This is a genomic window from Streptacidiphilus jeojiense (assembly GCF_000719095.1).
GTDB classification, from domain to species: Bacteria; Actinomycetota; Actinomycetes; order Streptomycetales; family Streptomycetaceae; genus Streptacidiphilus; species Streptacidiphilus jeojiensis.
In genome coordinates, this window is record NZ_JOEH01000015.1 from 98,856 (window position 1) to 122,091 (window position 23,236).

A 23,236-nucleotide genomic window follows, 5' to 3' on the forward strand; every position below is an offset into this window, starting at 1 on the left:
GTACGGGGCAGGGTCCGTCAGGTTCCCTGCCCTGCAACGGTGTTCAGGCGGCGTCCGTCATGTTCCGTTGATCAGCGCGACGGCCAGCGCCGGATCGAAGGTTCCGGCGGGGGTGGTCGGATCGGTACCGCACTCCCCGTCGGAGACCCCCGGTGTCTTCACCCACAGCAGCAGGTCGGCTCCGCCGCCCGACTGCGGGGTGGTCCCCAGCTTCGCCCCGGACGGGTTGCACCACTCGCCGTCCGAGCCGTTGCCGTTGCGGCTGGTGTCCACCACGAAGTGCGAACTCCCGCCGAGCGAGGCGTTGATGGAGCCCGCGTAGGTCTCCGACGAGCCGGTGGTGTAGAAGTTCGAGACGTTCACCGAGAAACCGCGGATGTTGGCCACACCGGCGGCCTTCAGCTCGGCCGCCATGGTCGCCGGAGCCACCCAGTTGGTGTGTCCGGCGTCCAGGTAGGCCCAGGTGTCGATCGCCTTCGTCTGGAACATCCGGGTCGCGAACAGCAGCATCGCGGTCCGCGAGGACTGCTGAGCCGCCGTCAGGCAGCTGTAGTCCGACAGGGCGTCGGGCTCGATCACCACCACGGCGGGCCGGGCGGCGACGGCCGCGGCGAAGGTGGAGATCCAGGACTCGTACGCACTGACGCTGCTCGCGCCGCCGCCCGAGTAGCCGCTGCACGCGTCCCGGTCGGGGATGTCGTAGGCGACCAGCACCGGCACCTTGCCGTGGCTGTAGGCCGTACCGACATAGCTGCTCACCTCCGTACCGATGTCGCCGCCGTCGTCCCCGAACCAGCGGGCGATCGGCTCGGCAGCGATGGCGGACCGGATACTCGCCGCCCTCGGGTCGGACGGGTTGGCCGCCACCCACGCCGCCGGGGCCGAGGCGGGGTTGACGTAGAAGCCGCTCGTTCCCGAGAGCGGGTCGGCGGAGGCGCTCGGCGCTGCGAACAGGCAGCACGCGAAGGCCAGCAGGACGGTGCCGAGCAGGGCGCTGCGGCGCATGGCGGGCCCCCTCACCGGTTCCGGTTGAAGGTCAGGACCGGGTCGGCGTTGCCGACCAGCGTCAGCGCCATCTCGGGCCGCCAGGCCCCGGCGACCGGGTCCACGGCCCCGTACTCCGGATCGACGGTCCCGCCAGGGATGCTGCGGTTGCACTGGCCGTCGGAGGTGCCGATCGTCTTCACGTACAGGTAGGCGTCCGCCAGTGGGACCTGGGTGTCGGCGGTCGGACGGGCACCCATGCCGCGGCCCGGTGCGTTGCACCAGGTCTGCGGGTCACCGGCGTACTTGCCCGGGGGCGGCGTCCAAACGCCCTGGCCGTTGCGGCTGGTGTCCACGACGAAATGGGTGAGCTGGTCCGCGGGCGGCGTGCCGACGTTCTTGTCGAACCAGGCGTCGGTCCAGTGCCAGGTGCTGTAGTCGTTGGCGGACACCTTGTCGCCGGGCAGCGAGTCGTTGGGGGCGGAGGCCGAGTAGTACTGGCTCGCGCAGTAGTTGGTGTGGCCCGCGGCCCAGGCCGGCCCCTCGGTGGCGAACCAGATGCACTTGGCGACCCAGGTGCCGTACTGATCGGACTGGGCGGTCGGCTGGGTGCTGGAGACGTTCAGCGAGAAGCCCTGGACCTGGGCCACTCCGGCCCGGATCAGCCGGGAGGCGGCGTCGCCGACGGCGAGCCAGTGGCTGTTCCCGGCATCGAGGTAGACCGAGGCACCGGGCTGTGCCTCCAGCACGCCGACCGCGTACCTGAGGTCGGCGAGTCGGGCCGCGCTGAGCGCGCCGGTCGGGTCGGTGGCCGCGCCGCAGTCCGAGGGCAGGTTTGCCAGGGCGTCCGGCTCCAGGATGACGACGGCCTTGCTCCGGCCCAGGCCCTTGGCGAACGCCGCGATCCACGCCTGGTAGTCGGCGTCCGACTGGGCTCCGCCCGCCGAGTACTGCGAGCAGTCGCGCAACGGGATGTCGTAGGCGACCAGCACCGGAACCGACCGCTGCGCCGCGGCCTTCCGGACCAGGTCCTTCACCTTGTGGTTCACCTGGGCGGGCGTGTCGTCGCCGAACCAGGTCGCGCCGGGCCAACTGGCCAGCTTCGCCATGGCGGTGGCGTCGGCGAGGTCGTGCCGGAACAGGTCCGTCCTCGCCTGCTTCGCCGCAAGGCCGTCCGGGTTGACGTAGAAGCGGGTGCCGGGGGCGAGGGTGCGGGTCGAGGAACTGGAGGTTGGGGTGGAGGTTGGGGTGGAGGCGGCGGTGGCGTCCGCGGGTGAGGTCGCGGCGGCCGTGGCCGAGCCCGTCACGGCCAGGCCGAGGCCGGTCATGAGGACGACGGTCAGCAGGGCGAGCGGTCTGTTGCGCAAGTTGCGCAGGTGCGGGTGGATCGGCATGACGGGACCTCTTCGATGGCAGGGTCCCGGCCCGGAGCGGCGTCAGTGCTCGATGGTCGCGTCGGCCACCGGCCGTGTCAACGGCTGCGACTCGGATAATTTTCCCCGTCGAAACACTTCCCAGACGGCGGGGCGTCCTTCTAGCCTGCGACTGTTACCGCTCCCAGTTTTTATGGGAGCAGACGTCAACACCGGTCCGAAACTGCGGCGTCAACCCAGTTCAATGGTGTTGTTCAGACTGTAACCGCTCACAGAAAAGCCGGTTGGCACTGGATCGGAGGTACCTGCGTCGCCGAGAACCGCCGGGCCCTGGGGCGCGGCGGCCGGCGAGGCATACAGTTCTGGTGGTCCCCGTCCGCGATGCAGGAACAGGAGCAGCTCGTACATGAGCAATCGGCAGCCCACGCTCGACGAGGTGGCGGAGCGCGCCGGTGTCTCCCGGGGCACCGTCTCGCGGGTCATCAACGATCGCCACCACGTCAGCGCCAAGGCCCGACTGGCCGTGCAGAGCGCCATCGCGGAGCTCGGCTACGTGCCCAGCATGGCGGCCCGGTCGCTCGCCTCCCAGCGCCGCGGTGCGGTCGTCCTGGCGATCTCCAGCGACGACCCCGCACTGTTCGCCAACCTCTTCTTCGCCGAGGTGATCGCCGGCGTCAACGCGGTCATCGAGGAGACCGACCTCCAACTCCTGCTGGTCCTGGCCGCCTCGGAGCGCGGCCGGAGCAGACTCGCCCGGATCCTGCAGTCACGGGGCGCGGACGGGGTCATGCTGCTGGCGCTGCGCGAGAACGACCCGCTAGCGAAGGTGGCCGAGGCCGGAGGCGTCCCGGTGGTCCACGGCGGCCGTCCGCTGGACGGGACACCGCGCTGGTACGTGGATGCCGACAACCGCGGTGGAGCCCGGCAGGCCGTGGAACACCTGGTCGCCACCGGACGCAGCCGCATCGCCACCGTCACCGGTCCGCAGGACCTGAACGCCGGCGTCTCCCGCTACCTGGGCTACCGCGAGGCGATGGCGCTGGCCGGGCTGAGCGACCACCGGGTGGCCCACGCCGACTTCACCGAGGCCGGCGGTGCCGCGGCCACCAGCCGGCTCCTCGACGAACACCCGGACCTGGACGCGGTGTTCGTGGCCTCCGACGCGATGGCGGCCGGCGCCCTCGGGGTGCTGCGCGAGCGCGGCCGTACGGTACCAGGCGACGTCGCGGTCGTCGGCTTCAACGACGTCCGGGCGGCCCAGCACACCCGGCCGGCCCTCACCACCGTTCGGCAGCCCATCATCGCGCTCGGCCGCGAGATGACCCGCATGCTGGTCCGCCTGATCGACGGTGAGGAGCCGACTCCGCTGATCCTGCCCACCGAACTGGTGGTCAGGGAGTCGACGTGACCGCGGAGGCCGTCAGCCGAAGCTGACGGTGACCGGCCGGTGCACGCTCTGCCGGGGCAGGGTGACGGACAGGGTGCGGGTCGCGCTGTCGAAGTGGTAGTCGTCGGGGGACAGTCGGGAACCGTCGGCGCTGACGCTGCCGGCCGGCGCCGTGACACCGGCGAGCAGGACGGTCCACTGCCGGGACTGCACCTGGCCGGGGAACGATCCGGAGGTCGGACTGATCGTCACCGTGCGCCTGGTGCCGCTCTCCTGGTACCGGATCGCGGTCGTGGCGCCGTGGCCGGGCCTGGTGGTGGTCCCGTTGTCCTCGTAGAGGGTGTAGGAGCCGGAGGCGCCCGCGGCGACGGTGAGGGTGACCTTCGTCAGCGGGGACTGGTCGTTGCTGGTGACGTCGTCGGTGCGGGTGGGGATGATCGCACCGGCCTTGACGAACACCGGCATGGTGTCCAGGCCGGTGGTGACGGACTGGGTGGTGCCGCCGGTGTAGGTCTGTCCGGTGAAGTAGTCGGTCCACTGGCCGGGTGGGAACCACACCGAGGTGGTGGCGGTGGTGCCGGGCGTGGTGACCGGGGCGACCAGCATGTCCGGGCCGTAGAAGTACTCGCTGCCGGCGGTGGCGTACGCCTGGGGCTCGTCCGGGTACTCCAGGTAGGTCGGGCGGGTCACCGGGACGCCGGTGGCATTGGCCTGCTCGGCGAGCGAGTAGGTGTACGGCACCAGGTTCTCGCGCAGGTTGAGGAACTTGTCGGCCGAGGCGCGGGCGGCGGTCCCGTACTGCCAGGGCAGACGGTCGCTGTGGTTGCTGTGCAGGCGGTCGATCGGCTGGAAGGTGCCCAGCTGGACCCAGCGCGCGTACAGGTCGTCGGGGAGTTTGTGGGTGGTGAGGGTCTGTCCGCCGGAGGTGTAGGTCTCCGAACCGGTCAGCCCGGTGGTGTCGTTGTGGCCGCCGATGTCGTGGCTGATCGCCGACATGCCGGTGGCGGCCGCCTCACCGGGGGTGTAGCCGACCTCCGCCTTGAGGGTGCCCCAGGTGGAGGAGGTGTCGCCGGTGAAGTGGACGGTGGTGCGCTTGTCGGCCCAGGGCCCGGTCGGCAGGGCTGCGTTGCCGCCGGACTGCAGGGAGCCGTAGGCACGGGAGAGCACGAAGCCGCGGCCGATGGACTTGTCGGCGTCGGTTGCGTACTGCTGGTTGATCCAGGCGTCGGGGGTGACGCCGGGCACCGAGGACTGCGAGGAGTCGCAGCACCAGTCGAGCCACCAGAAGTCGTTGCCCTGCTGGTCCATGGTCTGATGCAGGTTCAGGTACGCCTTCAGCTGGTCGGGGTCGCCGAAGTCGAAGGTGTAGCAGTCTCCGGCGCCGCTGCTGGCGGCAGGTGCGCAACCGCCCTTCTGCAGCTTGCCCTTGGCGGTCGCCTGGGCCTGGGCGAACTGCGGGTCGGAACTGAGGATGCTCGGGTGGATGTTGAGCGTGTTGTGCAGGCCCTGGGAGGCGGACCAGTCGAAGAACGCCTTGGGGTCAGGGAACTTGGCGGTGTCGATCTCCCAACCGCTCCAGGTGTTGGGGGACTTGAAGTCGGTGTCGGTCACCAGGACGTCCAGTGGCACGCCTTCGGAGCGGAAGGCGGGCAGGATCGTGTTCTCGTAGTCGGCGGCAGTGCGGTCGATGTACTCCGAGTACCACACCCCGTAGGCCCACTCCGGGAGCAGCTCGGCCGGACCGGTCAGTGTCGCCAGGTCGGACAGGCCCTGCTGGTAGTCGTGCCCGTAGCCGAAGACATAGCCGTCCTGGTACGGGGTGCCGCCGTGCGAGGGACGCTGGGTGACCTGTCGGGTGCCGGTGTCGTACAGGGCGGAGGTGGTGTCGTCGAGCAGGTACCAGCCGTCCTGGTACAGCAGGCCGGGCGTGGTCGCCGGTGCGCCGTTGTCGCCGTTGACGCCGTCGAGGCTGCGGCGGTAGCCGCCGAGCGCCAGGTGCGGCTGCGGGGCGGGGGCACCGGCCGCGGTGACGGCCACCGTGTCGAGGTTGACATGGCAGCTCGTGGCCGCTGGGCAGCCGATGGTGAGGTCGTCGGCGCCGGCCTTGAGCGTGACCGGTACCGAGGCGGTCTGCCAGCTGTCCCAGCCTCCGGTGACCGGCAGCGACAGGGTCTGTGACGTACCGCCGGAGGACACGGTGGCGCTGCGGGTCTGGTAGAGACCGTCGCCGCCGGTGCCGTTGGCGTAGCGCACCTGCAGTGCGTAGCTGCCGTCGGCCGGTACGCCGACCAGATGGGCCGACACGCTCGACCCCTGGTTCAGCTCCGCGACGAACCCGCTGCCGGAGTAGCCGGTGTGGTCGGTGGCCACGACGGCCGAGCCGCCGAGGCGGGCGGCCTCCGCCTCGCAGCCCACCGCGAGCCGGCAGTCCGTGATCGCGGTCGTGGACACCGGCGGGTAGGCGGCGCCCGGGTTCACCAGGGCCACGCTGTCGATGTTCACATTGCCGGAGTCGGTGGCGGTCCTGGCCAGCGTGACCGTGTGGTGTCCGGCACCCAGCTGCACCGAAGTGGTCGCCAGGCTCCAGGAGTCCCAGTTGGCGGTGGTCGGCAGGCTCAGCGTGCGGCTCGCGCCGCCGTCCACCGACAGGGTCAGTGTTCGCGTGGTGGACTGGCCGTCCCCGCCGACGGAGTTGGCGTAGCGGGTGTCGAACTGGTAAGTGCCGGACGCGGCCACGTCGACGTCGGCCGACAGCGAGTTGCCAGTCCCCTGGAAGCCGGCCAGGAAGCCGGAGCCGGTGTAGCCGGTGTGGTCCGTGGCGGTACTGAGCCCGCTGTACGACAGGCGCTCGGCCTCGCACAGGGCGCCCAGGCTGCAGGTCAGCTGCTGCCACGGGGTGGCGGTGACCGGCGCCCCGCCGGCCGACAGCTGCACGGAGAGGTTCTGGGCGTTGAACGCGCCCGACCCCACCTGGTACCGCAGGGTGAGCGCGCTGGTGCTGACGGTCAGCCAGCCGTTGGAGGTGCTGGTGGTGTAGCTGGTCGGCGTGAACGCGGTGCGGCCGATGGCGTTGAAGGTCGCGCTGTCGGTGAACCTGCCGTCCTGCGCGTACTCCGTGCGGATCAGCGTCGGTGACAGCACCTCGAAGCGCGCCCCGCCGGAGGTCACCGTGGCGAGCCGGTGGACTGCGGCGGCCCCTGCCGACTCCCCCGCTGACGCCGGTCCGGCACCGACCGTCGCCATGGCCGCCATGCTGACGGCCAGTGCGACGATGGTGGCCCGCCGTCGGAGTAAGCGCATCACGCGCTGCGCTGGGCTTCTTGTCATGGGAGGGCCGCACCCCATTCCATCGTTGGAATCTCTGTACGTGGCATGACATCACACCCTCCGGACGGTGTCCATGAGTCCGGCGCCAGCTGCGGGGTTCCGCTCGTCAGCGCCGTCGGGGCGGTCGCCCTGCCACCGTCCGGTATTCCAACGTTGTTACCGCTTGAACGGCAGCGGCTCCGATCTCAACCCCTGCGTGGTCGCTCCGGATCACGCCTCACTGCCCCGGGCCAGGATCCGACCGGTCGCGCTGCTCGGGCGCATGAGCAGATGGCTGGCTGCGGCCCACAGGGTGGCGGTCGCGATCAGGGCAGTGAGGAGGGCCCACAGGGGTGTCCGCAGCAGGAAGAGGATGCCTGCCAGGCTGTACATGATGAGATTGGCGAAGAGGATGATCTGGTTCACCCAGCCCCACAGCCCCTGCTGGGACACGTTCTCCCGGGCCGCCAGTCGGGACAGTGCGGAGCGCATGGCGCCGCTGACCAGGGCGGCGCAGCAGCCGAGCGCGAGGAAGGCCAGGTAGGGCAGCGGTCCGGAGCCGAACGACCAGGCCACCAGGCCCACCGCGTACAACGCCGCCATCAGGTTCATCGGAACCGTCCAGGTGGGCCGGCGTGTTGACACCCCGAGGGCGGCGAGGCCACCGAGGCCGTAGCAGCCCAGGGCCAGTCCGACCTGCCCCGCCGAGAAGCCGAGTCCCTGTTGGAACCTCGGCATCTCGACCGCGTTCAACAGCGCTCCGGTGAGCATGAAGCTGAACCAGACGACCATGCCGCGGGTCAGCAACGGACCGGTGTGCTGCGGGCGTCCGGCCCAGGAGAAGAGTCTCCGCGGTCCGGCCGGGGCGCTCCGGGCAGGTTCCTGGTCGGGAACGTGCCGGAAGTGGCGGGGCAGCAGAATCGCGACGCCGATCAGGAAGCTCGACGCGTCGAGGGCGAACAGAAGCCCGACGCCGAGCGCCTGGCTGAGCGCACCGCCGACGGCGGGCGCCAGCACCAGGGTCAACGAACCCGCGGCGCCCACCGCCGTATAGGTCGACTCACGCACCGCACTGCTCACGGACGTGGTGACCAGGGTGAACAGCAGCGGGTTGGCGACGGCGCGCAGGAACATGGCGAGCGCCACGAACGCGTAGACGTAGGGCAGCGAGCGGTAGCCGACACACATCGTGAGGGAGAGAAGAGCCAGCACGACCTGCGTCGCCGCCCAGGCGCGGTAGGTGTGTCGGCCGCCGATCCGGTCGGAGACCGCACGCGCCCCCAGCAGGGCCGGAACGGTCTGTGCGAAGAACACCCCGGCGCTGGCCGCCGAACCGTACTTCTCCTGGACCGCGACCACCACGGCCAGGAACGTCAGCCAGTTCCCCGTCTGCGAGACGGCGGCGGCCAGCACCAGGCGCCGGCGCAGTCGGGACTCCGCCGGTGCCGTGTCTGTGGTCGCTCTCTGACGTTCCGTCTGTTCCTGGGTGCCGTCAGCCATTCGACCGCAGGGTGAGCAGGGTGATCTCGCTCGGTGCGAAGACGCGGAACGGCGGGCCCCAGAAGCCGGTGCCGCGGCTGGTGTAGAGCTGGGTACGTGCTCCGTGCCGGCTCAGGCCGTGGACCACCGGCTGGTCGATACGGACCAGGAAGTTGAAGGGCCAGATCTGCCCGCCGTGGGTGTGTCCGGAGACCTGCAGGTCGATCCCGGCGCTCGCGGCCTGTCCGACGTACTTGGGCTGGTGGGCGACGAGCAGCACCGGCAGCTCCGGGTCGGCTCCCGCCAGCGCGCCGTCCAGGTTCGCCCGGTGTCCGGCCAGCCCGGAGGAGGCCGCGGTCACGTCGTCCACGCCCGCGAGCACCAGGCTGTCGCCGCCGCGCTGGACCACCAGGTGGCGGTTGTGCAGCGGCTCCCAGCCCAGTTCGGCCATGTGGTCGAGCCAACCCTGCGCCTCGCCGAAGTACTCGTGGTTGCCGGTGACGTACACCTTCGCCAGCCGTGAGCGCATCGTGCCGAGCGGTGCGGCCTGCCCGCGGCGCTGGTCCAGGGTGCCGTCGGCGATGTCGCCCGCGTGGCAGACGATGTCGGCGTCCAGCTCGTTGACCGCCTCGGCCACCCGCGCGGACCAGTCGGCCCGGTCGATCGGGCCGTAGTGGGTGTCGGCCAGCACCACGACCCGTGTCCCGTCCAGGCCGCGGCCGAGCCGCGGGACGGTGACGTCCAGGCGCTTGACCCGGGGCAGGCGCATGGCCTCGTGGTGGCCCCAGACCAGCAGGACTGCGGCGACCACCGCGACGGCGACAGCCACGATCCTGGACCGGGTCGGGTCGCCGACGCCGAACGCGAACAGGAGCAGCCGCAGCAGGCCGCTCAGAGCCGACCAGGCGAACAGCACCCAGACGATCCCGAGCGTGGTGTCCGCCGCGCGTGCCGCCGGGTCGGACCGCCTGCGCCCGTGCCCCCGGACCATCAGCACCGGGAAGGCGAACAGGGCAGCCGCGAAAACGACGGAGCCGACCAGGACCACCGGGAACGGCCAGTCGGCGCCGGCGGCGAACAGCGTCCACCAGGGCAGCAGGAACAGCAGGACGAGCACGGCAACGACCACGGACCCGCCCAGCAGCCGGCGCAGACCCCGACCGCCGCCGCCACCGGTTTCGGCTTCGGGTGACGCCCCGTCATCTCCCCTGGGTTCCGGGCCACCGACGCCGGCCACCGCCACGGCCGGGTCCGACAACCGGGACTCATTGCCTGTCGTCACTCCGCTACCCCTCACATCCGCCGTCAGCCTGCCGACTCCATCATCCGGCATGCGGTGCGGCGCCCCTCGGGCACGGTGCCCTGCGGCCACCGGGCTATGCCCTATAGGTTATGCAAGGATGGCTGCATGCAGACTCAGGAGGAGATCTACCGGCATCTGCGCGACCTGCGCAATGAACTCGGCGTGGTATCCGGCCGTTACGGCGAGATCAGCGATGGCGAGATCGTCATGATGATGAGTCCTGTGCCGATGCATGCGTACATCGCCAGAAGCATCGCCCGACAGCTGGACGCCCAACTGCCTCCGCCCCTGGGCGCTTTCGAGAATGCCGACACTGATGACGCCGCCCTGGGAAAGCTGCGCATCCCCGATGTTCTGGTCGTGCCCGAGGATGCGATGAAGAGCGTCGACCCGCTGGACCCGCACGAGATCAGCCTTGCCGTGGAGATCGTCTCGCGATCCAACCCGAATACGGACTATGTCGACAAAGTGGCCGACTATCCGGCCATGGGAATCCCCCACTACCTGATCATCGACCCGCGCGACGGTACCGCGCGCCATCACTGGCAGATCGCAACGCAGAACGGGCACCCGGCCTACCTCAACCAGGTCTCCTACAGCTTCGGCGACAAGATTCGCATCGGCGACTGGACCATCGACACCGCCGACCTGCCCCGGTACAGCGACGACCAGAGGCCGGCATGACCCCGGGCCGGCTCGTACGGGAGCGCCGCGAAGCGATCGGCTGGTCCCAGGCCCGGCTCGCCCAAGCCGCGCAGACCCGTCAGCCCGTCATCTCCCGTATCGAATCCGGGCGTCTCAACCCCACCGTCGACATGCTCGCCCGGCTGGCCAACGCCATGGATGCCGAGCTCACCCTCACGCTCCTCCCGCGCTGACAACGCCACCCCTGCCTGCCGAGGTCCGACATCGGTGCGAGCTCCCATTGGGCCGCAGGTCGGGCGGTTCTTGCGCGGCTGGCAGGCTGGGGGGTCATTGTCTTGCTGTTTCCGGGAGCACTCGTGCCGTTCGCGCATGCTTCTCCTAGCGTGAGCGGTATGACGCACGCATCCCCGCACACACCATCCCCGCACGCAACGGAGCACGACTCCGACGACCATGCGGAACTCCTCGACCTGGATGCCGAGGTGCTCGCCGAGCACCTCGCCGACATCACCGGCTGGCTGCCCGTCGGCGCCGACCCACAGCAGATCGTGGATCTGGGTTGCGGGACCGGAGCCGGAACCTTCGCGCTGCTGGAGCGCTTCCCCCGGGCCCAAGTGACCGCCGTCGACACCTCCGCCGGCCATCTGGCCCGGCTACTCCGGAAGGCCGAGGCAGCGGGCCTGGCCGACCGGGTGCACGCCGTCCAGGCCGACCTCGACGCCGGCTGGCCCGATCTGGGCAGGCCGGAGCTGATCTGGGCATCGGCCTCGATGCACCACATGGCCGACCCCGGGCGTACGTTGCGCCGGGTGCGCGACACGCTCGCTCCGGGCGGACTGTTCGCCGTGGTGGAGCTGGCCGGCTTCCCCAGGTTCCTGCCCGAGGGCGCCCCCGAGGACCGTCCCGGTCTGGAGGAGCGCTGCCATGCCGCCACCGACCGGCACCACGCCGAGCACGTGCCGCACCGCGGTGCCGACTGGGGTTCCGAGCTCACCGCCGCCGGCTTCACCGTCGAGGCCGAACGCACCGTCAGCGTGGACATCGGACCGCCGCACACCGACGCGGTCGGCCGCTACGCCCTCGGCAGCCTGCGCCGCATGCGCGGCAGCGTCGCCCAGGTCCTGGCGGCCGAGGACCTCGCCGCCCTCGACCGACTGCTGGACACCGAAGGACCGGACAGCATCCTGCGCCGCGACGACCTCGCGGTGCGCACCGAGCGCATGGCCTGGGCGGCACGGCGCAGCTGAGGGTGCACGGTCTGACTACGCCTTCCGACCGTCCGCCGGCTCCGGCTCCGACTCCGGCGCCACCCGCAGGCCGCGCAGCAGCACGTCCAGGAGTGAGTCCACCGACGCGATGCTCAGGTCTGCGCGGCGGGCGGTCACCCAGTACATCAGCGAGCCGAGGATGGCGTCGACGACGGCGCCGAAGTCCGCGTCCGGACGCACCTCGCCGGCCTCGGCGGCCAGGCGCAGGCGGTCGATCAGTCCGGTCCGCTGGACCTGCGTGAAGCGTTCGTAGAGCCGCTCGGCGGTGGCCGGGTCCTCGCTCGCCGCCGCGGTGACGGCCCGGATGCGGCCGGCCCGGACCGGGTCGACGAAGTCCCGGGCCAGGGCGTGCACCCATGCCCGGACGTCCTGGTCCACCGATCCGCTGCGGGCCGGCGGCGCGAGGTAGAAGGGCTGCGCCTCCTCCAGTACCGCGTCCGCCACGACCATCCCCTTCGAGGGCCACCAGCGGTAGATGGTGTCCTTGCCCACCCCGGCCCGCGACGCGATCCCGCCGATCGAAAGCCGCTCGTAGCCCAGCTCGCCGATGAGCTCGCGGGTCGCCGAGAGGATGGCGAGCCGCGACGCCTCACTGCGCTTGCGACCCGGGCCGGGGCGCACATCCTTGCTGGTGGGAGGGGTCTTGCTGGGCTCACTCACCGGCCAATCATAGGTCGGCCGCCGACGCGCCGGGCCTGTGTTGCTTCCGTGCCATGTCGGAGTTACCGTTTCAATACGGGACGACTCGTATCGAAATGGACAACCATGACACTGCTGACCACTCCTTTCAACCGCGACACCACCGCCGACGAGGTACTGCACGGCGTGGACCTCTCCGGCCGGCGTGCCGTGGTCACCGGCGGCTCCTCCGGAGTCGGTCTGGAGACCGCGCGGGCGCTGGCCCGGGCCGGCGCCGAGGTGACCCTGGCGGTGCGCGACACCGCCAAGGGCGCCGGGGTCGCCGCCGAGATCACCGCGGACACCGGCAACACTCAGGTCGCGGTGGCTCCGCTGGAGCTCACCGACCTGGACTCGGTGCGCGCCTTCGCTGCCGACTGGCAGGGCCCGCTGCACATCCTGGTGAACAACGCCGGGATCATGGCGCTGCCCGAGCTGCAGCTCACCCCGCAGGGGTGGGAGACCCAGTTCGCCACCAACCACCTGGGCCACTTCGCCCTGGCGACCGGGCTGCACCGGGCGCTGGCCGCAGAGGGCGGACGGATCGTCGCGGTCAGCTCGACCGCGCACCTGTACTCGCCGGTCGTCTTCGAGGACATCCACTACGCGCAACGGCCCTACCTCCCGATCGAGGCCTACGGCCAGTCCAAGACCGCGATCGTGCTGTTCGCCGCGGAGGCGGGCCGGCGCTGGGCCGCCGACGGCATCACCGCCAACTCGCTGATGCCAGGCGGCATCCGTACGCCGCTGCAGCGCTACGCCTACGGCGACGACATGTCGGACCAGGCGCGCGCCGTCTACGACAGCTACCCGTGGCGCTCCGCCGCCCAGGGGGCCGCCACCTCGGCGCTGCTGGCCGGATCGCCGCTGGTCGAGGGGGTCACCGGACGGTACTTCCAGAACAGCGCGGAGGCCCCGGTGATCGCACCCGAGGCGATCGGCTCGGACCTCGAACCGGTGGGCGTCGCCGGGTACGCGCTCGACCCGGGGGCCGCACGGCGGCTGTGGGAGGTGTCCGCCGCCGCCGTCGGCTGACAGCTGACGCATCGTCCGCCCGGCCGGGCTGCGGGCATACCCGTCGCATACCGGGCGCAGCCGAAAAGCGAACCGGGGGTTCCTAACGTCGACCGTGACACATGGGGACCGGCCGGGTCCCCCTCGGCACAGGAACAGGTGATCCGGATGGCCCAGATCCTCGCCCTTCAGGAACTCGACGTGGAGCAGGAGGAGAGCCTGTTCGCCCCCTGCTTCAGCATCGTCGGCAGCAGCATCACCGTTCACACCCAGTGACCTCCTGCGCCGGTCGAGCCGCAGCTGACAGTGGATCGCATCGCAGGCCCTGAGGAGAGATCACGTGCTCGACGCCCTCGCTGAGTCGCTCGCGGACCAGGAGTACTACGCTCCGCTCGCGACGATGGCCGATCCGGGCCCGCGCTTCGCGCCCAGCCGGCCGGAACCCCGCTGGCTCCGGGTGGAGCAGGACATCTGGACGGTGTGGAGCGAGCCGGACTCCCGGCGCCCCGAGCAGGGCTGGAAGATCCATGTGTCGGCGCGGCTCGACCGTGCCCAGCAGGTGCTCGACCGGGTGGCGGAGGTCTGCTTCGCGCAGCGGGTGCCGTTCAAGCACATCGCCGCCCGGACCTTCTTCCTGATCCTGCATCACAAGCACGCCCACCGGGCCCAGGCGGGCAAGTTCTGCGCGATCTACCCGCCGGACACGGAGACCGCGCGGCGGCTGCTCGGCCTGCTGTCCGAGGCGCTGCGCGACGAGGACGGTCCCTACATCCTCTCGGACCGCCGCTTCGGCGACTCCCGCACCGTCCACTACCGCTACGGGGCGTTCGGCGCCCGGAGCAGGCTGCTGCCCGACGGCACCAGGCAGGGACTGGTCCGCGACGGCGCGGGGCGCGATGTCGCGGACGAGCGCCGGCCGTACTTCGTGCTGCCCGACGGGATCACCGATCCCTTCGTCGCGGAGCAACTCGCAGCGCACTCGGGCGCGATCCTGATCCGCGACTACGAGGTGCTCGCGGCGCTGCAGCCGAGCAACGCCGGTGGGACGTACCAGGCCCGGGACACCCGCACCGGCCGCCGCGTCTTCATCAAGGAGGCGCGCGCCCACAACGGCCTTACCTGGGACGGCAAAAGCGCGCAGCAGCGGCTGCGGCACGAATACGAGGTACTGACCGCCCTCCATGCGGCGGCTCCCGGTGTGTGTCCGGAGCCGCTGGACCACTTCACCGAGTGGGAGCACGACTTCCTGGTCACCGAGTTCGTCGAGGGGGATCCGCTGCGGACCTGGCTGAGCCGCATCTCTCCGCTGATGCGGAGCGGGCGGTCGGCCGCGGACTACCCGGCGTTCTTCGGCCTCTGCCGGGGCGTGCTGGACGGCCTGGACCGAACCCTGGACCAACTGCACGCGCTGGGGTACCGGTTCGGCGACATCAGTCTCGGGAACGTCCTCATCACCCCGTCGGGCGACGCCAGGCTCGTCGACTTCGAGGCCGCCACCGCGCTGGACGGGCCCCCGGTGGCCATGGGTACCAGGGGCTTCTCACCGCCCACCGCGCTGCTGCGCGACAGCGACGACCCGTTTCTGACGGACCGTTACGGCATGGCCGCGCTGGCCCTCGCCTGCTTCGCGCCCTTCCACGACGTCGCCGAACAGGCCCCCGCCGCACTGACGTTGCTGCGTCACGAGCTCGGAACGGCCGCGGCGCCGCCACCGGAGGACCTGTGGACCCGGGCCACCGCCTTCCACCGGGGCGCCGCCAGGGCCGACGGAACCGCGTCCTCCGCGCCGCCCTCCCCCGCCGAGGTCGACGCCGATCCGCTGGGCTGCCTGGGCCGGCTCGCCGACCAGGTGGCGGAGGGCCTGCTGGCGACGGCCGACACCGGCCGCAAGGACCGGGTCTTCCCACCGCCGCCCGAGGCGTTCGGCGCCAACACCGTGTGCGTGGCCTACGGCACCGCCGGTGTGGTGCACGCCCTGCACCGGGCCGGGGTGCCGATCCCGGACGAGATCGAGAAGCGGCTCCGCCACGACGCCCTGACCCGGCGTGACGAACTGCCCCCCGGCCTGGACACCGGTACCGCCGGGATCGCCCGCGTCCTGGCAGCGCTCGGCCGCCTGGACGAGGCGGTCGACCTCGCCGGGCACGCCGACGGCCACCCCCTCACCGCGTCCTGCACCACCCTGGCCGGTGGACGGGCCGGGGTCGGCCTGACCTGGCTCGCCCTGCACCGGCACACCCGGGACAGCCGCCATCTGGAGCGGGCCGCCGCCGCAGGCGACGCCATCCTGGCCACCGCCGACCTGGTGCCCACCCTCGGCGCCGACGACGCCCGCGGGCTGTTCCACGGCCGCTCCGGACTGGCCCTGTTCCTGCACCACCTGGGCGGCGAGACCGGCGACGACCGCTACCGCGCGGCCGGACTGCGGTTGCTGCACCAGGAGTTGGACCGGGCGATCGCCATGGACGACGGCACCCTGTCCTTCGCGGACAACGCCGTGATCAGGCGCGCCATGCCCTATCTGGCCATCGGCGCGGCGGGCGTGGGGACCGCGCTGACCCGGTACGCGGCCACCGGCCAGGACGAACGCATCGCGGCGGCACTGCCGTTGGTGACGGCCGGCGCCTCCGTGGCGACCTGGACCAGGGAGGCGGGCCTCTACGGCGGGCTGGCCGGACTGGCCTGGTCCCTGGCCGACCACGCGGAGGCCGACGGCGGCGACACCGCCCGCGCGGCCGCCGTACGGTCCGCCACCGGCCTGCTCAAGTACGCCGTCCCGCACACCCGCGGCGTCCGCTTCCTCGGCTCGCAGGCGCACCGCTTCAGCGCCGATCTGTCCAGCGGCGCGGCCGGAGTCCTGCTGGCCCTGCACCGCGTCCTGCACGGGCCCGGGGACGAGGTGTTCACCCTGGACCCGGCCACCGGGACCCCCGCGCACCGCGGGTGAACCACAGCGAAGGAACCACAACCGAGAAGGAGAATCACCCCATGACCCAGATCCTCGCCCTGCAGGCCCTGGACACCGAGCCCCAGGAGGTCGCCACCTTCTGCATCAGCTCCGGTTGGAGCGACTGGAGCATCCACACGGCCTGACCCGATGCGAACCACCGACCCCGGCCCGCGCCTCCCGCACGGGCCGGGGTCGTGCTTTCGAGGGGTCGCTTCCGAGGGGTCGCTTCCGAGCGGAACGGCGCAGGTCCCGGCCGGGCTACGTACGAGATTTGCGTAGTATCACGGATGCTTCCTGGCCCCACGATTGGAAAACTCACCACAAGCACGGACACACCGGGTTGTCGGATCCCCCGAAGGGAGCACCAGTGGTCCAGGCGAACGGCAACTCACCGGGGCAGTTCGGAACCCCGCCCCAGGACGACCGGGTCAGGGATCCGGGAGCCGAAACGGTCGGCGAGCTGGTCTCGCTGACCACGCGCGAACGCCAGGTCGCGGCTCTCGTCGCGGAGGGTCTCAGCAGCGCGGCGATCGCCGCCGAGCTCTACCTCAGCCCCCGCACCGTGGAGACCCACATCGCCCGGATCTACCGCAAGACCGGGGTGTCCTCCCGCGCCGCACTGGCCTCCATCGTGACCCGCAGCAAGGCCGACCCGCCCGCGCCTGCCGACCCGCCCGCTGACATCGCCCCGCAGACGCCGCGGGCAGCGCGGGGCAGCCGACTGGTCGGGCGAGGCGTCGAAGTCGATTCGGTGACAAGGGCGTTGGAAGATCTCAAGGCGGGCACGGGCCGGGCGATCGCGCTGGTCGGGGAGCCGGGCATCGGCAAGAGCTCACTGCTGCGGACGGCCGCGGCACAGGCCCGGGACCAGGGGATCCAGGTCCTCACCGCACACGGCGGCCACCCGGCCCTGCCCGCGCTCCTCGGCGGGCCGGGCACCATGGACCTGCACGAGGTGGCGGCGCACGCCGCCGACCGTGCTGCCGTCATGGCGGTGGTGGACGACCTGCACGATCTCGCCGCCGACCGCATCGCCGACATCGAGCGGCTGATCGAAACGACAGCTGCCGGCCCGGTGCTGTGCCTGCTCTCCTACCGGCAGCGCCAGCTGTCGCCGGCGCTGGCGGCCGTGCTCTCCCGGGCGTCGTCCGCCGGGTTCCTGGAGGTGTGGAGCCTGGGGCCGCTCTCCCAGGAGCAGGCTCGCGAACTGCTCGGCGACCGGCCGAACCTGGACCAGGTGCACCGCGAGGCCGAGGGCAATCCCCAGTACCTCCAGATCATGGCCGCCGACGACCGGACGGCGGTCGACGCCGAGACGGCGATCCTCGGTGAACTCACCGGCCTCGACGCCCGTGCGCTGGCCGTGGTGCAGGCGGCGGCGGTCCTCGACGGGCCGTTCCACCCGGAGCTGCTGGCCGGCGTCGCGGGTCTGGAGCTGTCAGTGGTAATGGCCGCGCTGGACTCACTGGCCCGGCTGGACCTGGTCCGCCCGGCCGAGCCCGCCTCGCAGTTGACGCTGCGTCATCCGGCGATCGGAAAGGTGGTCTACCGGCGGCTGGAACCCGGCCGCCGCACCGAACTGCACCGGATGGCCGAGGCCGAACTGGCAGCACGGGCGGCGCCGATCGCGGAACGCGCCCACCATGTCGCGCGAGCCGCGGATCCGCGGCGGCCGGAACACGCGACCACCCTGATCGCGGCGGCCCGCGGCATGATCTACACCTCCCCCGCCGTCGCCAAGGGCCATCTGCAGGCGGCGCTGTCGCTGCTCCAGGAGGGCGGTGCGCACTGGTACGAGGCCAAGGTCCTGCTCGCCCGCGCCCGGCTGCTCACCGGGGACGCCTCCGAGAGCCGTGCGCTGCTGGAGGCCCTGCGCTCGGACATCCCCGGCGGACCGCCCGGTGACGCGACCGCGCTCGCCGACTCCAGCCGGATCGAACGGCGGCTGGGCCGGTACACCGAGGCCGGTGCGCTGGCCCGCGCCGGGCTCGCGGCGCTGACCGACGACGACTCGGCGACGGCCGCGGCCCTGCATTCCGAACTGGCCGACTACGCCTACGACGTGCAGGACTTCGAGACGTCCCGGCAGCACGCCGAGACCGCGGCGGCACTGGCGCACGGGCACGGGGACCGGGTCGGCGAGACCTACGCCCTGGGCAAGGCGGCCCTCGCCCATCTGTTCACCAGCGACCAGGACAGTGCGCTGACGACGCTGCGCAAGGCCGCCGAACTCCTGGACGCCGTCCCCGACTCGACGCTGGTGGCCAACCTGGAGGCCGCGTTCCAGGTGGGCATGGCGGAAGGGATGCTGGGACGGCTGGTGGACTCCGAACGCCATCTCACCCGTGGCGCGGTGCTGTCCCGGCGCACCGGGCAGACCTACATCCATCCGCAGATGGTGACGGTGCTCGGCAACGCCCAGCTGCGTTCGGGGAACCTGCACGGCGCACTGGCGACCCTGGACGAGGCCGACCACCAGGTCAGACGGATCGGCGACACCGCGACCGAGGCGGTGCTGATGACGCTGCGGGCCGAGGCCCTGTTCTGGCGCGACGGCCCCGGCGACCTGACGGACGCGACGGAAACCGCCGAACGCGTCATGGCGTCCGTCGGCTCCACGCTGACCTCCTGGGCCGTCTCCGTCCGCTGCACCACCGCCGAGTTCGTCCTGCACGCCGGCGAACCGGCCCGGGCCGGATGGCTGCTGCTCGACGCCGCGGGCGGCGAGGGGCTGCCGAGGTTCACCGCCTGGCGCAGACCCCGCTGGTGCGAGAGCCTGACGCAGGTGGCGGTCGCCGAGGGCGACCAGGATGCGGCCGACCGCTGGGCCCGGCTGGCCGAGGAGAGCGTCGAACAACTGCCCTCCGCGGGCCGGCGGGGCTTCGCCCTGCGGGCGCGGATGCGGGCCCGGGTGCTGCGTGGCGACACCGACGGAGCACTCCGCAGCGCCCGGGACGCGATAGCCGACTTCGCCACCTGCGGTGAACGCCTGGAGCTGGCCCGCACCCTGCTCACCGCGGCCGCACTGGCCCTGGACGCCGGCCGGACCGACGCGGTGGGCGGCCGGCTGGACCGGGCCGCGGTCCTGGCCGACCAGTGCGGCTCGGCCCGGCTGGCAGCCGGTGTCACCACCCAGCGGGCGCGGCTTGCCGATCGGTAGTGCATCCAGTCCCCTCACCGGGTGGCCTGGTGGCTCGGAGCGTCGGGGAACTGGGCCAGGACACCGATCAGGGCGGAGCGTGAACTGACGCCGAGTTTGCGGAAGATCCGGGTGAGGTGGCTCTCGACGGTCTTGACCGACAGGAACAGGCTGGTCGCGATGGCACGGTTGGACATGCCGCGGGCCACCAGGTCGGAGATGTGGCGCTCCTGCTCGGACAGCGTGCGGTCGGCCGCCCGGCTCCGGCCCGGACGGGGGCGGCGGGCGCCCAGGCTGCGCTGGGCGTTGACGGCGAGCGCGCCCAGGTGCGCGGCGCCGTGGGTGTCGGCGATCCGCTTCGCACGGCCGATGGCGGCGGCTGCCTCGTCGTCCTGTCCGGCGCAGGCCAGGGCCCGGCCGAGGAGGAGCCTGGCACGGCCCTCGGCCGTCACCAGTCCGCCGACCGCGAAGAAGTCGACCGCGGCGGCGAAGAGGGCTGCGGCGGCGGCCGGGTCTCCGTCCTGGACGCATCCGTTGGCCAGGGCGGCATAACCCAGCTGTCCCGGGAGCCGAACAGCCTCGGCCGCCTCGTCGGCGTGCTTGGCCCATTCGCGCGCCGCCGCGAGGTCCCCCCTGGCCGTCTCGGCCTGGGCCGCGGTGCAGCACCACATGGCCCGCAGCGCGTGCGTGGTCACCGAGCGGTTGCTGCCGGTGATGGTGCGCAGCAGGTCGAGGCAGTCGTCGGGACGCCCCTGGTCGAGCCGGACGGAGGCGAGCACCGCGGTCGAGAGTTCCCACAGGCGGCCACGGCGGCCCACCGAGTGCACAGCGCGTTCGGCGGCCTCGACGGCGGCCTCCGGGCTGTCCCGCAGCGCGGTGGCCGCAGCGCGCAGCGCCAGCGCGTACCCGATCAGGTCCGGCCGGTCGAGCAGGTGGGCCATCTCCTCCGCCTCGGCCGCCGACTCGATCCCCCCGGCCAGATCACCGGTCGCCTGCTGTGCGTACGACTGGCAGAGCAGCAGGTACGGCAGCATGTAGCTCTGTCCGTTCAGGCGGGCCACCCGGATGCCCCGGTCCATGTGCCGGATCGCGTCGTGATGGCGTTCGGCCAGGACCTCGGCCCAGCCGAGCTGTCCGACCTCGTCCAGGAAGGTCGCCAGCTCCTGGTCCTCCATCAGATCGATCGCGGTCGCCGCCTCGGTGGCGTACGCCCGCAGTGGCGCGACCCTGCCGCCGTACGCGGCGCCCAGGGCGCGGCAGGCGGCCGCGGAGGTGAGGGTCCGGCGGTCGGGTGCGGGCGTGTCGGCGAGCAGGGCGTCGAGGAGGCCGTCCGCCTCGTCGGTCCTCCCCTGGCCCACACGTGTGGTGGCGAGTTGGAGCCGGAGCGGATTCGCCCGCGGGTCCGTCGTCGGCCAGCGGGTCAGTTCGTCCTCCAGCACGGTCTCCGACACCTTGATGCTGCCGATGATCCGTTCTATGATCGAGCGCAGCGCCACGATCGGTATCCGCCGGTCGGGCCGGTCGGACGGGACCAGCTCCAGGGCCCGGCCGAGAGTGTCACGGCAGGCGGCGAGTTCGCCGGTCACGCCGTAGGCGTTGGCCAGCCCGAGCAGCATCCCGAGTCGGTCCAGGACCGACTCCTCGGAACCGTCCGGGACGGACAGGTACAGCGCCGCCCGCAGCCAGGCCGCCCCGGTCGCGGGCGCCGAGTGGACCGTCTGCGTGGCCGCCTCGGTCAGCACCCGGACGGCCTCGGTGTCGCCCATCTGCGCGGCGCGCGCGATGTAGGGTGCGCGCTCCACGGTGCCGGCCCCGCTCCTGCGCAGGGCCTCGTCGGCGCGGGCGTTCGCGGCCAGCCGCCAGCCGGGCGGCGTCTCGCCGGAGACCACCTCGCGGAGCAGCGGATGCCGGAACTGCAGGAGTTGGCGTACCTCCGGCTGCGGTGCCGGCGGCCGGCACGAGCGGATCAGATCCGTCCCGGAGAGGACGTCGAGGGCCTCCAGGGCCGGTCCGGTGGCCAGGCCGGACACGGCGGCCAGCAGGATCGGGTCGAAGGGGTCGCCGAGCACTGCGGCGGCGCGCAGCACCGCCAGCTCGTCCGCCGTGAGCAGGGCGATCTCACGGGCCAGCGCGGCCCGCAGGGTGGCCGGGAGGTCGCTGAAGTCGGTGGCGCCCTCGGTGGTGAGCTCGGAGAGCACTTCGAGGTAGAGCGGATTGCCCCCGCTCACCGTGCACAGCTGCTCCCGCTGGGCGCGTGTGTGCGCGGTGCCGAGCAGGCGGTGGCAGGACTGCCGGTCCAGCGGGGAGAGCGGCAGGCCGGCGGTGCGGTAGCCGGCGGCGGCGTGCTGGAAGGAGGCGAGCAGCTTCGCCGGTGCCTGCCGTGGCCGGTGCGCGCAGGCGAGGATCAACGCCGCCCGGGGCGGCTGCCGCAGCAGGTGGTGCAGCAGTTCCACGCTGCCCTCGTCGGCCCAGTGCAGGTCGTCCAGGCAGAGCAGCACCCCGCGGCCCCGGTCGGCGTCGGCGAGGAGCCGGCCGAAGGCGTGGTGGAGTCGGTAGCGTTCCACGCCGGGAGAGGGCGGCGGTCCGTCGTGCGGCGCCGCCGTCCGGGGAAGTACCAGGTCCAGCAGGGCCGCGGTCTCCAGGTCCAGGGTCTCGTGCCAACGCTCCGTCAGTCGGCCCACGCACCCCCGGACGGGTTCGGCGAACGCCCCGAAGGAACGCTCCTGCTCGAACTCCGAGGCCCGACCGCTCAGCACGGTGAGCCCCTCGGCCCGGGCCAGGGCGCCGAGTTCGTCGAGCATCCGGGACTTGCCGAGTCCGGGGTCACCGGTGATCTCGATGACCGTCGAGGCGCCGCCGGCGCAGCCGGCCACGGCGGACCGCAGGACGGACATCTCGTGCTCCCGGCCCGTCAGCGGTCGTGCCTCGGACTGCTGGTGGCGCTGTGCGCTCATCGGCCTCCTCAACTCCAGCCCCGCGTGAGCGGTTCGTGTGGTGAAGCCAGGAGCACTCCGGGCTCCCTCGATCATCGGACATGACATGTCCACCGGGCGTCCGGGGAACTACGTACTCTCCTACTGAATCCCGCGTCCGGGATCGCGGAGGCGCGTCCTCACAGGGCCATCAGACGCTCCAGTTCGCGGATCAGCTGCGCTGCCGCCGCCCGCTGCTGCGGCGGCATGCCCGGGGCGGCCTCGGCGGCGCCGGACCTGTCGGCGGTGACGATGCGCAGGGCGATCGCGGCCTGACGGGCGAACAGCGAGAGCAGGTCCAGCTCCGGCAGCCCCGACCGCGCCTGGGCGGAGGGGTCGAGGATCTCCAGGACGCCCAGCACCTGGCCGTCGTGGATCAGCGGGGCCGCCATCAGGGCGTCCGGCACGTACTGGGTGGACTGGGCCAGCGAGCGGTCGAAGGCGGCGTTGTCGGTGAGGTCGTCGACCACGATCGACTCACCGGAGACCGCCACCCAGCCGGCGATGCCCTGGCCGGCCGGGAAGCGCCGGCCGACCAGGAACTCCTCGCCCTGGCCGGAGACCGCCCGGAAGACCAGCTCGCCGCTCTCCTCGTCGAGCAGGAACACGGAACTGGCCAGGGCGCCGAAGATGGCGCGGGCCACGTCGACGATCGACTGGAGCAGCTCCAGCGCGACCGGGTCGGCGGGATCGGCCACCGGGAGTGTGGTGGGTTCGATGTCGGAGGGCACGGTGACA

At 72.0% G+C, this 23,236-nt stretch carries 15 protein-coding genes; 7 read left to right on the forward strand and 8 right to left on the reverse strand.

The features are described from left to right. Positions 1-57 precede the first annotated feature (57 nt). Both IF29_RS0120630 and IF29_RS0120635 read right to left on the reverse strand, forming a co-directional pair. Positions 58-1,005 (reverse strand): glycoside hydrolase family 6 protein, encoded by a 948-nt coding sequence (locus IF29_RS0120630; RefSeq protein ID WP_030257017.1) that lies wholly within the window; start codon positions 1,003-1,005, stop codon positions 58-60. An 11-nt stretch (positions 1,006-1,016) separates the two neighbouring features. Then, the gene (locus IF29_RS0120635) at positions 1,017-2,378 is read right to left on the reverse strand and encodes a glycoside hydrolase family 6 protein (protein ID WP_232242257.1); all 1,362 of its coding nucleotides are present in this window, start codon (positions 2,376-2,378) and stop codon (positions 1,017-1,019) included. Between the two features lie 385 nt (positions 2,379-2,763). Here IF29_RS0120635 and IF29_RS0120640 point away from each other — a divergent pair, with 385 nt between their 5' ends. After that, positions 2,764-3,765 carry a LacI family DNA-binding transcriptional regulator gene (locus IF29_RS0120640; RefSeq protein WP_030257023.1) on the forward strand — a complete coding sequence of 334 codons (1,002 nt, stop codon included), beginning with the start codon at positions 2,764-2,766 and terminating at the stop codon, positions 3,763-3,765. A gap of 12 nt (positions 3,766-3,777) precedes the next feature. Here the strand turns inward: IF29_RS0120640 and IF29_RS0120645 are convergent, their stop codons facing one another. The 3 genes from IF29_RS0120645 to IF29_RS0120655 all read right to left on the reverse strand — a co-directional run bounded on the left by IF29_RS0120645 (position 3,778) and on the right by IF29_RS0120655 (position 9,682). Then, positions 3,778-7,044 (reverse strand): TIM-barrel domain-containing protein, encoded by a 3,267-nt coding sequence (locus IF29_RS0120645; RefSeq protein ID WP_380521657.1) that lies wholly within the window; start codon positions 7,042-7,044, stop codon positions 3,778-3,780. Between the two features lie 237 nt (positions 7,045-7,281). Continuing rightward, a complete protein-coding gene (locus tag IF29_RS0120650) occupies positions 7,282-8,550 on the reverse strand; it encodes an MFS transporter (protein ID WP_084714666.1) in 1,269 nt (422 codons plus the stop codon). Further along, positions 8,543-9,682 (reverse strand): metallophosphoesterase, encoded by a 1,140-nt coding sequence (locus IF29_RS0120655; protein WP_037595998.1) that lies wholly within the window; start codon positions 9,680-9,682, stop codon positions 8,543-8,545. Before IF29_RS0120655 ends, IF29_RS0120650 begins: the two co-directional genes overlap by 8 nt. 255 nt (positions 9,683-9,937) lie before the next feature. Between IF29_RS0120655 and IF29_RS0120660 the strand changes: the two genes are divergently transcribed. The 3 genes from IF29_RS0120660 to IF29_RS0120670 all read left to right on the forward strand — a co-directional run bounded on the left by IF29_RS0120660 (position 9,938) and on the right by IF29_RS0120670 (position 11,724). Continuing rightward, positions 9,938-10,516, forward strand: a complete 579-nt coding sequence (locus IF29_RS0120660) for a Uma2 family endonuclease (protein WP_030257032.1) — start codon at positions 9,938-9,940, stop codon at positions 10,514-10,516. Next, positions 10,513-10,710, forward strand: a complete 198-nt coding sequence (locus tag IF29_RS0120665; RefSeq protein ID WP_030257034.1) for a helix-turn-helix domain-containing protein — start codon at positions 10,513-10,515, stop codon at positions 10,708-10,710. The genes IF29_RS0120660 and IF29_RS0120665 overlap by 4 nt, the downstream gene beginning before the upstream one ends. Positions 10,711-10,869: 159 nt before the next feature. Then, positions 10,870-11,724: a class I SAM-dependent methyltransferase gene (locus IF29_RS0120670; protein WP_030257037.1), complete on the forward strand. Its 855-nt coding sequence runs from the start codon at positions 10,870-10,872 to the stop codon at positions 11,722-11,724. Positions 11,725-11,739: 15 nt separating this feature from the next. On the opposite strand, the gene IF29_RS0120675 is transcribed toward IF29_RS0120670, so the two are convergent. After that, positions 11,740-12,405 carry a TetR/AcrR family transcriptional regulator gene (locus tag IF29_RS0120675; RefSeq protein WP_198037518.1) on the reverse strand — a complete coding sequence of 222 codons (666 nt, stop codon included), beginning with the start codon at positions 12,403-12,405 and terminating at the stop codon, positions 11,740-11,742. A gap of 105 nt (positions 12,406-12,510) precedes the next feature. Between IF29_RS0120675 and IF29_RS0120680 the strand changes: the two genes are divergently transcribed. The 3 genes from IF29_RS0120680 (at position 12,511) to IF29_RS46930 (ending at position 19,547) form a co-directional block, all read left to right on the forward strand. Beyond that, positions 12,511-13,458, forward strand: coding sequence for an SDR family NAD(P)-dependent oxidoreductase (locus IF29_RS0120680; RefSeq protein ID WP_030257040.1), 948 nt, complete (start codon positions 12,511-12,513; stop codon positions 13,456-13,458). A 319-nt stretch (positions 13,459-13,777) separates the two neighbouring features. Next, the gene (lanKC, locus tag IF29_RS0120690; RefSeq protein WP_037595956.1) at positions 13,778-16,384 is read left to right on the forward strand and encodes a class III lanthionine synthetase LanKC; all 2,607 of its coding nucleotides are present in this window, start codon (positions 13,778-13,780) and stop codon (positions 16,382-16,384) included. Between the two features lie 370 nt (positions 16,385-16,754). Continuing rightward, complete coding sequence (locus IF29_RS46930; protein ID WP_030257043.1) at positions 16,755-19,547, forward strand: helix-turn-helix transcriptional regulator; 2,793 nt, start codon at positions 16,755-16,757, stop codon at positions 19,545-19,547. A gap of 14 nt (positions 19,548-19,561) precedes the next feature. On the opposite strand, the gene IF29_RS0120705 is transcribed toward IF29_RS46930, so the two are convergent. Together IF29_RS0120705 and IF29_RS0120710 are read right to left on the reverse strand one after the other, a co-directional pair. Beyond that, entirely contained in the window at positions 19,562-22,480 is a 2,919-nt protein-coding gene (locus IF29_RS0120705; protein WP_030257045.1) for a helix-turn-helix transcriptional regulator, read from the reverse strand. Between the two features lie 158 nt (positions 22,481-22,638). Beyond that, the gene (locus IF29_RS0120710; RefSeq protein ID WP_030257046.1) at positions 22,639-23,229 is read right to left on the reverse strand and encodes a GAF domain-containing protein; all 591 of its coding nucleotides are present in this window, start codon (positions 23,227-23,229) and stop codon (positions 22,639-22,641) included. Positions 23,230-23,236 lie beyond the last annotated feature (7 nt).